This is a genomic window from Kribbella sp. (genome assembly GCF_035655035.1).
In the GTDB taxonomy this organism is placed as follows: Bacteria; Actinomycetota; Actinomycetes; order Propionibacteriales; family Kribbellaceae; genus Kribbella.
The window spans coordinates 1-6,756 of record NZ_DASRVN010000274.1 but is presented as its reverse complement, the minus strand read 5'-3'; the positions used below and the strand labels follow the sequence as shown (position 1 = coordinate 6,756).

General features: G+C 69.1%; 8 protein-coding genes. 1 reads left to right on the top strand and 7 read right to left on the bottom strand.

What is annotated here, in order from left to right; translation table 11 throughout:
• A partial coding sequence (locus VFF46_RS15855; protein WP_325037880.1) for an HdeD family acid-resistance protein occupies positions 1 to 535 on the top strand: 535 nt, incomplete at its 5' end.
• Positions 536 to 548: 13 nt separating this feature from the next.
• Here VFF46_RS15855 and VFF46_RS15850 read toward each other — a convergent pair.
• From VFF46_RS15850 to VFF46_RS15820, 7 genes are all read right to left on the bottom strand, one after another.
• The gene (locus tag VFF46_RS15850) at positions 549 to 1,616 is read right to left on the bottom strand and encodes a hypothetical protein (RefSeq protein WP_325037879.1); all 1,068 of its coding nucleotides are present in this window, start codon (positions 1,614 to 1,616) and stop codon (positions 549 to 551) included.
• A 63-nt stretch (positions 1,617 to 1,679) separates the two neighbouring features.
• Positions 1,680 to 2,063, bottom strand: coding sequence for a VOC family protein (locus VFF46_RS15845; protein ID WP_325037878.1), 384 nt, complete (start codon positions 2,061 to 2,063; stop codon positions 1,680 to 1,682).
• Between the two features lie 9 nt (positions 2,064 to 2,072).
• Positions 2,073 to 3,065 carry a LacI family DNA-binding transcriptional regulator gene (locus tag VFF46_RS15840; protein WP_325037877.1) on the bottom strand — a complete coding sequence of 331 codons (993 nt, stop codon included), beginning with the start codon at positions 3,063 to 3,065 and terminating at the stop codon, positions 2,073 to 2,075.
• Entirely contained in the window at positions 3,049 to 3,966 is a 918-nt protein-coding gene (locus tag VFF46_RS15835; protein WP_325037876.1) for a nucleoside hydrolase, read from the bottom strand. The genes VFF46_RS15840 and VFF46_RS15835 overlap by 17 nt, the downstream gene beginning before the upstream one ends.
• An 8-nt stretch (positions 3,967 to 3,974) precedes the next feature.
• Positions 3,975 to 4,784: a carbohydrate ABC transporter permease gene (locus VFF46_RS15830; protein WP_325037875.1), complete on the bottom strand. Its 810-nt coding sequence runs from the start codon at positions 4,782 to 4,784 to the stop codon at positions 3,975 to 3,977.
• Positions 4,785 to 4,789: 5 nt separating this feature from the next.
• Positions 4,790 to 5,650: a sugar ABC transporter permease gene (locus VFF46_RS15825; RefSeq protein WP_325037874.1), complete on the bottom strand. Its 861-nt coding sequence runs from the start codon at positions 5,648 to 5,650 to the stop codon at positions 4,790 to 4,792.
• On the bottom strand, positions 5,647 to 6,756 hold a 1,110-nt coding region (locus VFF46_RS15820; protein WP_325037873.1), incomplete at its 5' end, for a sugar ABC transporter substrate-binding protein. The genes VFF46_RS15820 and VFF46_RS15825, both read right to left, overlap by 4 nt.

Below are 6,756 nucleotides of genomic sequence, written 5' to 3'. Positions count from 1 at the left end.
GATGTTGCTCGTCCGGGGTGCATTGGGCATCGTGTTCGGAATCCTGGCGATCGCGTGGCCGATCTCGACGGCGATCGCGTTCGCGCTGCTGTGGGGCATCTGGGCGCTCACCGACGGCATCGGCTCGATCGCCCAGGCGTTCCAGCCGGAGGCCAAGGGCGGCCGGGTCTGGCTGATCGTGCTGGGCGTGATCGCGCTGCTCGCCGGGTTCTTCGCGATCGTGCACCCCGGGATGACCGCGGTCACGCTGACCTGGATCCTCGGTATCTGGCTGATCGTCCGCGGCATCTTCGAGCTCGCCGGCGCGTTCGGCAGCCAACTGCCGATGCCACGCTGGCTGCTCGTCCTGAACGGCGTGCTGTCGCTGCTGATCGGCATCCTGTTCGCGGCCAACCCCGGCGCCGGCGCGATCAGCATCGCCGTACTCCTGGGCATCACAGCCCTCATCTGGGGCGCCGTACTGATCGGCGTCGCCTGGTCGGTACGCCGAGCCGCGTCCGGCCCTAGCACAACCGAATCCCCGTCACCCGCGTGACGACGGTTGCCGTTCAGCCGAGCGTAGTGCCCTGACTTGCCTTGCGGACGGTCGACGCCTTGGACGCGTCGGCCGCCGTACTGCTCGTACCTGTCTCGCCGGGGACGGTCGCGACCGCACCAGCCACACCGTCCCCGGCCAGGCGGGAAGCTACCGCGCTGTCGGTCTCGGCCGTACGAGCAACCTCGGCGTCCGGCTCCGGCGCGGCATCGGCCTCCAGCCGGCCGACAGCCCGCTGGACGTCCTCGCCGATCCGGCGGCCGAGCCCGTCGGCACGTTCCTCGCGCGAGGTCCGCGACTCGCCCGGTCGCTCCAGGTCGTCGATGGCGCGACCGAGCTGGGTGCGGATCGCCTCGCGGAGCAGCTCGGTCGCCGCTGCCCGGGTGGCCGGATCGGTCTGCTGGAGGACCGGCGAACGGTTGACGAGGATCTCGGCGGCGACCCTGGCCTTGTCGGCCTGTTCGGAGGCATGCATGCGATCCAGCAGCCGTCCGTCCGCCGGGTTCCGTCGTTCCGCCGGGTCGAGGGTGCCGGCGAAAGCCTCGACGAGCCGCTCCTTCGGAGTGCGCTGCGCGAAGTCGTTGCCGCTCCGTAATGCCTGCTCCACCTCGGGCGAGATCGTCTTCGCGCTCGCCAGGTGCGTCACGATGTGCGAGTAGTGGAACCGGCCGACCGCCGTACCGACTGCGTCGGCCAGCTTGCGGGCGTCCCGATCCTCGGGTTCATGCGAGTACGGCCGTACGGCGCCCGCGCTGAGCTCACGGCTCAGTGCGACGCCGAGCCGCTGCACCTCGGCAACCTCCGAACCAGTCGGCCAGCTCCGGTCCCGCCGCCAGCTCGTGCTCACGCCGAGCTTGTGCAGCCGCTTGCCGTCGCCGATGTCGATCCGTCCCTTGGCGTCCCCACCACCGGTACCGACGGCAAGCAGGCCGTGGCGGTGTTTCTCTGGCGAGGCGTACGGGCCGAGCAGCACCCGCCGGTCGTACCGCTGCGGTGGCTTCTCCACCAGCCGCTCCCGGACGGCCGCCTCCCAGGCGTCGACGAACTGTGCTGCTGCCTTCGAAACCGGTACCTCTGCCATTCGCCGGATTGTCCAGCCGCTCGGTGAACGCCCTTCAACAACTGCAGGACCTACCGGCAACCGCTAGGCGGCTCCGCCGTACGGGACGGTGAGGATTTCCAGGTTGTGGCCGTCGGGGTCGTCCCAGTAGAGGCCGCGGCCGTTGTCGTTGGTGTTGATCTCGCCCTCGTGCCGGTGGAACGGGTCGGCCCAGTAGGTCAGGCCGCGCTCGACGATCCTGCCGTGGATCTGGTCGAACTCGTCCTCGCTCACCAGGAAGGCGTAGTGCTGCCGATGCACCTGCCCGTTGGCGGCGGCGAAGTCCAGTGACGTGCCGTTGGCGAGTTGCACCACGGCGAACGGCCCGTAGCTGCTCGGTTGCCCCAGTCCGAGGATCTCGGCCAGGAAGTGCGCCGAGGCCTGCTTGTCGGTGCAACTGACGATGGTGTGGTTGAACTCAACAGCCATCGCATCAGGCTACTCGGATTCGGTGCAGCCGCAGGATGTACTGGGAACCAGCTCGTAGTCGAGCACGTGCCGCGCCGCCGCCGGCTTGCTCCGGTCGAGGAGCAGCTCGACGGCCTGGCGCGCGGTTTCCTCGATCGGCTGCCGGACACTGGCCAGCGGCGGAATGGTGACCGTGCACTCGCTGGTCCCGTCGAACCCCATCACCGCGACGTCCTCCGGCACCCGCAGCCCGGCCTCCCAGGCCGCGAACAGTACGCCGAACGCCTGCTCGTCCGTCGAGCAGTAGATCGCCCGCGGCGGCCGCTTCTGCTGGAACCACGGCCGTACGGCGTCCCGCGCCGCGAACCGGGAGACCGGTGCCGCGACGTACCGCGCGCTCGACCGCGGATGCGCCTTCAGCGCGCGCTCGATCCCGCGCCGGTGCTCCGCCGTACCGGGTGATTCCTCCGGGCCGGTGACGACGCCGAGGGTGCGGTAACCGTGGGACAGCAGGTGATCCGCCGACGTCTCGGCGCCCGCGACGTAGTCGATCGACAACGTCGAGACCATGACGCCGTCCGGCACCGGGTGCAGCGCGACGACCGGTACGCCGGCCGCCGCGAACCGCTGGATGGCCGGCTCGACGAGCAGCGAGACGAGTACGACGCCGTCGACCTTGCGCTCGATGAACGACCCGATGTGCGCGGACTCCTGCGCCGGGTCGCCCGCCGAGTCGCCGATCAGCAACAGGTGGTCGTGCTGCCGGGCGAAGTTCTCCAGGTGCTCGGCGAGGGTCGCGAAGTACGGGTTGCGGATCTGCGGGATCAGCAGCCCGAGCGAGTACGTACGGCCCGCGCTGAGCGCCCGGGCCAGGATGTTCGGCCGGTACTCGAGCTCCGCCGCCGCCTCCAGCACGCGCCGCCGGGTCTCCGCCGACACCGGCCGCGGCCCGTTGTTGAAGACGTAGCTGACCACCGCGGTCGACGTACCGGCACGTTCCGCGACGTCACGCGCGGTTGCCATCGATCTCCCCACGCCCGACAGCGTAAGCCGTCCCGGCCGCAACGATCCGCCGCGTGATCTCCTCCGCCACTTCTTCGGCCTCCACCGCGGTGACGATCCGCACCGTCCCCTCGCCGTCCGGCGCGAACGAACTGTGCCCCGCCTGCTCCCCGCCGACGGTGATCGTGACCCGGCCCAGCTCCGAAAAGCTGAACAGCTCCGGGCAGCTCAACGCGAGTACGGCGACCGGGTCGTGGGGCACGTTCCACGTCTCGTTCCAGAACGCCCACCACTGCTCGATATCGGCCCCGAGCGCCGCGCCCAACGGACCCGCCGCCCGGATCCGTTCCAGCCGGGCCTTCTCGATCGTCACCTGCCGGGTGATCTCCAACCCGGTGATCGTGGTCGGGATCCCCGACGACAGCACGGCCTGGGCGGCGACGTCGTCGGACTTGAAGTTGTGCTCGCAGACGTCGTCGCCGAACGATCCACCCATCACCCAGAGGTGCCGGATCCACCACGCCGCCTGCGGTTCGAGGGCGAGCGCGGCGGCGATGTTGGTCAGCGGCCCGATCGCCGCCACGTCCAGCTCACCGGGACGCGCCCGCAACAGCTCGACCAGCCGTTCCGGCGTACGGTCCGCACTGATCGTCTCGGCGTCGAGCCCGTCGTGCAGCGTGCCTTCGTGCCCGGCCCACCAGACCTCCCGCCCGGACAGCGGATCGGCAAGCCCCGGTACGACGGTCAGCTCGCGGCCGGCGAGTACGCCGTACCGCCGGGCGAGCTGTGCCCGCAGCCGGGTGTCGCCGTACACCGTGTGCACCTCGGCGAGGTCGATCTCCGGGCTGCCGAGCAGCTGGGCGAGCGCCATCGCGTCGTCCACGTCGGAGCCGATGTCGGTATCGAGAATCAGGGATCGCACGTATCTCCTTACTTGAGCCCGGTACTCGACACGGACTGGACGAAGTACCGCTGGAAGCCGGCGATGACCACCAGCGGGATCACGGTGAGGACCACGGCGCCCGCGAACACGAGGCCGTAGTCGGTGAAGTTCTGGCCTTGCAGGTTGGACAGCGCGACCGGGCCGAGGATGTGCTTCGCGTCGGTGCCGATCAGCAGCGGCCACACGTACGCCTGCCACTGGAACAGGAACAGCATCAGCCCGGCGCCGATCAGGGCGGGCTTGGACAGCGGCAGGTAGATCCAGCGGAAGACGCCGAACCACCCGAGCCCGTCCAGCCGGCCGGCCTCGACCAGCTCGGCCGGGACGCCCAGGAAGAACTGCCGGAGCAGGAAGATCGCCATGCCGTTGCCGATCCCGGGCAGCACCAGTCCGGTGAACGTGTTGGTCAGGTGCCAGTCCCGGAACATCGTCGAGAGCGGGATCGCGATCGCGTCGAACGGCACGAGGAAGCTCAGTACGACGATGCCGAACACGAGCCCGCGGCCGCGGAACTCGAACGCCGCCAGCCCGAACGCCGCGCTCGCGCAGACCGCCAGCCCGATCGCGACGGTGAGCGCGCTGACCAGGATCGAGTTCAGCGTCGCGCGGCCGATCTCGCTGCCGAGCAGGGCCGAGTAGTTGATGAGCGTCGGCCGCAGTTCGAAGAACGTCTGCCAGGACAGCGGGTTGAGCTGCGCGAATGTCTCGGATCCCGGGCGCAACGAGTTCGTCACGACCCAGAGCAACGGCAGGAAGAACAGGATGCCGACGACCCCGCCGAGCACTGACAGGCTCACGCGTTTCACTGGTCACCTCGCAGCAGCCGGAACTGCCCGGCCACGATCGCCAGCGTCAGCGCGACCAGGATCACCACCTCGGCCTGGGCGACGTGGATGTCGCCGATCGCGTACGCCCGGTTGTAGACGTCGTACATCAGCAGGTTGCTGTTCCCGTTCGGGCCGCCCTTGGTGAGGATCTGCACCGGTGCGAACACGAGCAGGTTCGACACCGTGTCCGCGACCAGCACGAACGCGAGCGGCCGCCGTACCAGCGGCAGGATCACCGAGATCATCCGCCGCCACGGGCCGGCGCCGTCCAGCAGCGCGGCCTCGCGGACCTCGACCGGGACCTCCTGGATGCCGGCGATCAGGAACAGCATCCAGTAACCGACGCCGATCCAGGACAGCAGCACGATCAGCGACGGCAGTACCTGGCTCGGCGAGGTGAGGAACGGCTGCGCCGGCAGGCCGAGGCGTGCCAGTACGCCGTTCCCGAGACCGTCGGGGCGGTAGATGACGCTCCAGATGACGGCCGACACGGCCGGCGGCGTGGCGATCGGGAGGATCACCAACGTCCGCCAGAGCTTCGACCCGGCCGCCTTCTGGGTGAACAGCACCGCGAGCAGGAACGAGACCACGACCTGGATCGGGTTGACCAGCACGGTGAAGAGCAACGTGACACCGACGGACTGCCGGAAGTCCTTGCTGCCCAGCAGGTCCGTGTAGTTGCTCAGCCCGGTGAACACCCGGCCGCCGCGCAACAGGCTCTCCGTGTAGAAGCTCTCCACCACGGCGGAGATCGCCGGAACGATCCGCAGTACGGCGAGACACACCAGCGCGGGCGCCAGGAAGGCCAGGGCGATCAGCCCCTGCCGCTGTTTCATTTAATGGTCTTCCAGGCCTCGTTGAGCTGTTGGGTGGCCTGCTGCAACCGCTGGTCCGAGTTGGTCCCGTTGCGGATGTCCGCGAAGGCCTTGCCCATCACTTCCTCGAACTGGATGTACCCGACGCTCACCGGCCGCGAGACCGCGGTGTGCTCACTTTCGTACGTCGTGATCGCCGCGGCGCCGGCCGTCTTCGCACCGGAGAACGCGTCCATCTTCGGGGTGTACTGCTTCCGCGCGTCGACGTTCGCCGGGATGATCGTCGTCGTACTGGTCGTGGCCAGGTTGCCGGCCGGGTCCAGCGTCGCGAACTCGGCGAACTTGCGGGCCATCCCCTGCTGCTTCGAGGCCGGGTTGATGCCGAGCGACCAGGACCCGGTCGGGGTGACCGGCTTGCCGCCCTGGAAGTACGGCAGCGGCGCCACGCCCCAGTCGATCTTCGAGCTTCCGAAGATCTTCAGGTCCCACGGCCCGCCGACGAAGAACGCCACGTCACCGTTCGAGAACACCGGTCCGGTCTGGAAGCCGCCGATGCCCCGCGGCGACAGCCCGCTCGCGAACGTGGCGCCGTACCACTGCATCGCCTTCTTCCAGCCGTCGGTCTCGACCGCGGGCGTGAGCGCGTCCGCGCCCTCGATCCCGGAGCCGCCGCCGAGCGACTCGGCCAGCGGCTGCAGCTGGTAGTACGCCTCCGGCTGCTCCATGAACAGGCCGTACTTCGTACCGCCCGCCTGCATGCTCTTCCGGCCGGCCGCCTCGACCTGCTCCCACGTCCAGCGCTGCTGCGGATCCGCGGTCGGCGGCGTCACCTTCGCCTTCGCGAGCGCGGTCTTGTTGTAGAAGAGGTACTGCGTCGAGTTCCACATCGGCAGCGACCAGAGCTTGTCGCGGAAGTGGTTGGTCTTGTAGGCCGCCGCGCTGAACGACGTCTTCACCTTCGCGTCGAGGTCGCTGAGATCGGTGAGGAACCCCTTCGCGGCGAGCTGCGAGACCCGCGGCTCGTCGACCGTGTAGACGTCGATCCCGGCGTCCTTCGCGCTCAGCCGCTGCTGCATGGTGGCGTTGAACTGGTCGAACGGGATCTGCGTGTAGGTGACCTTGATCCC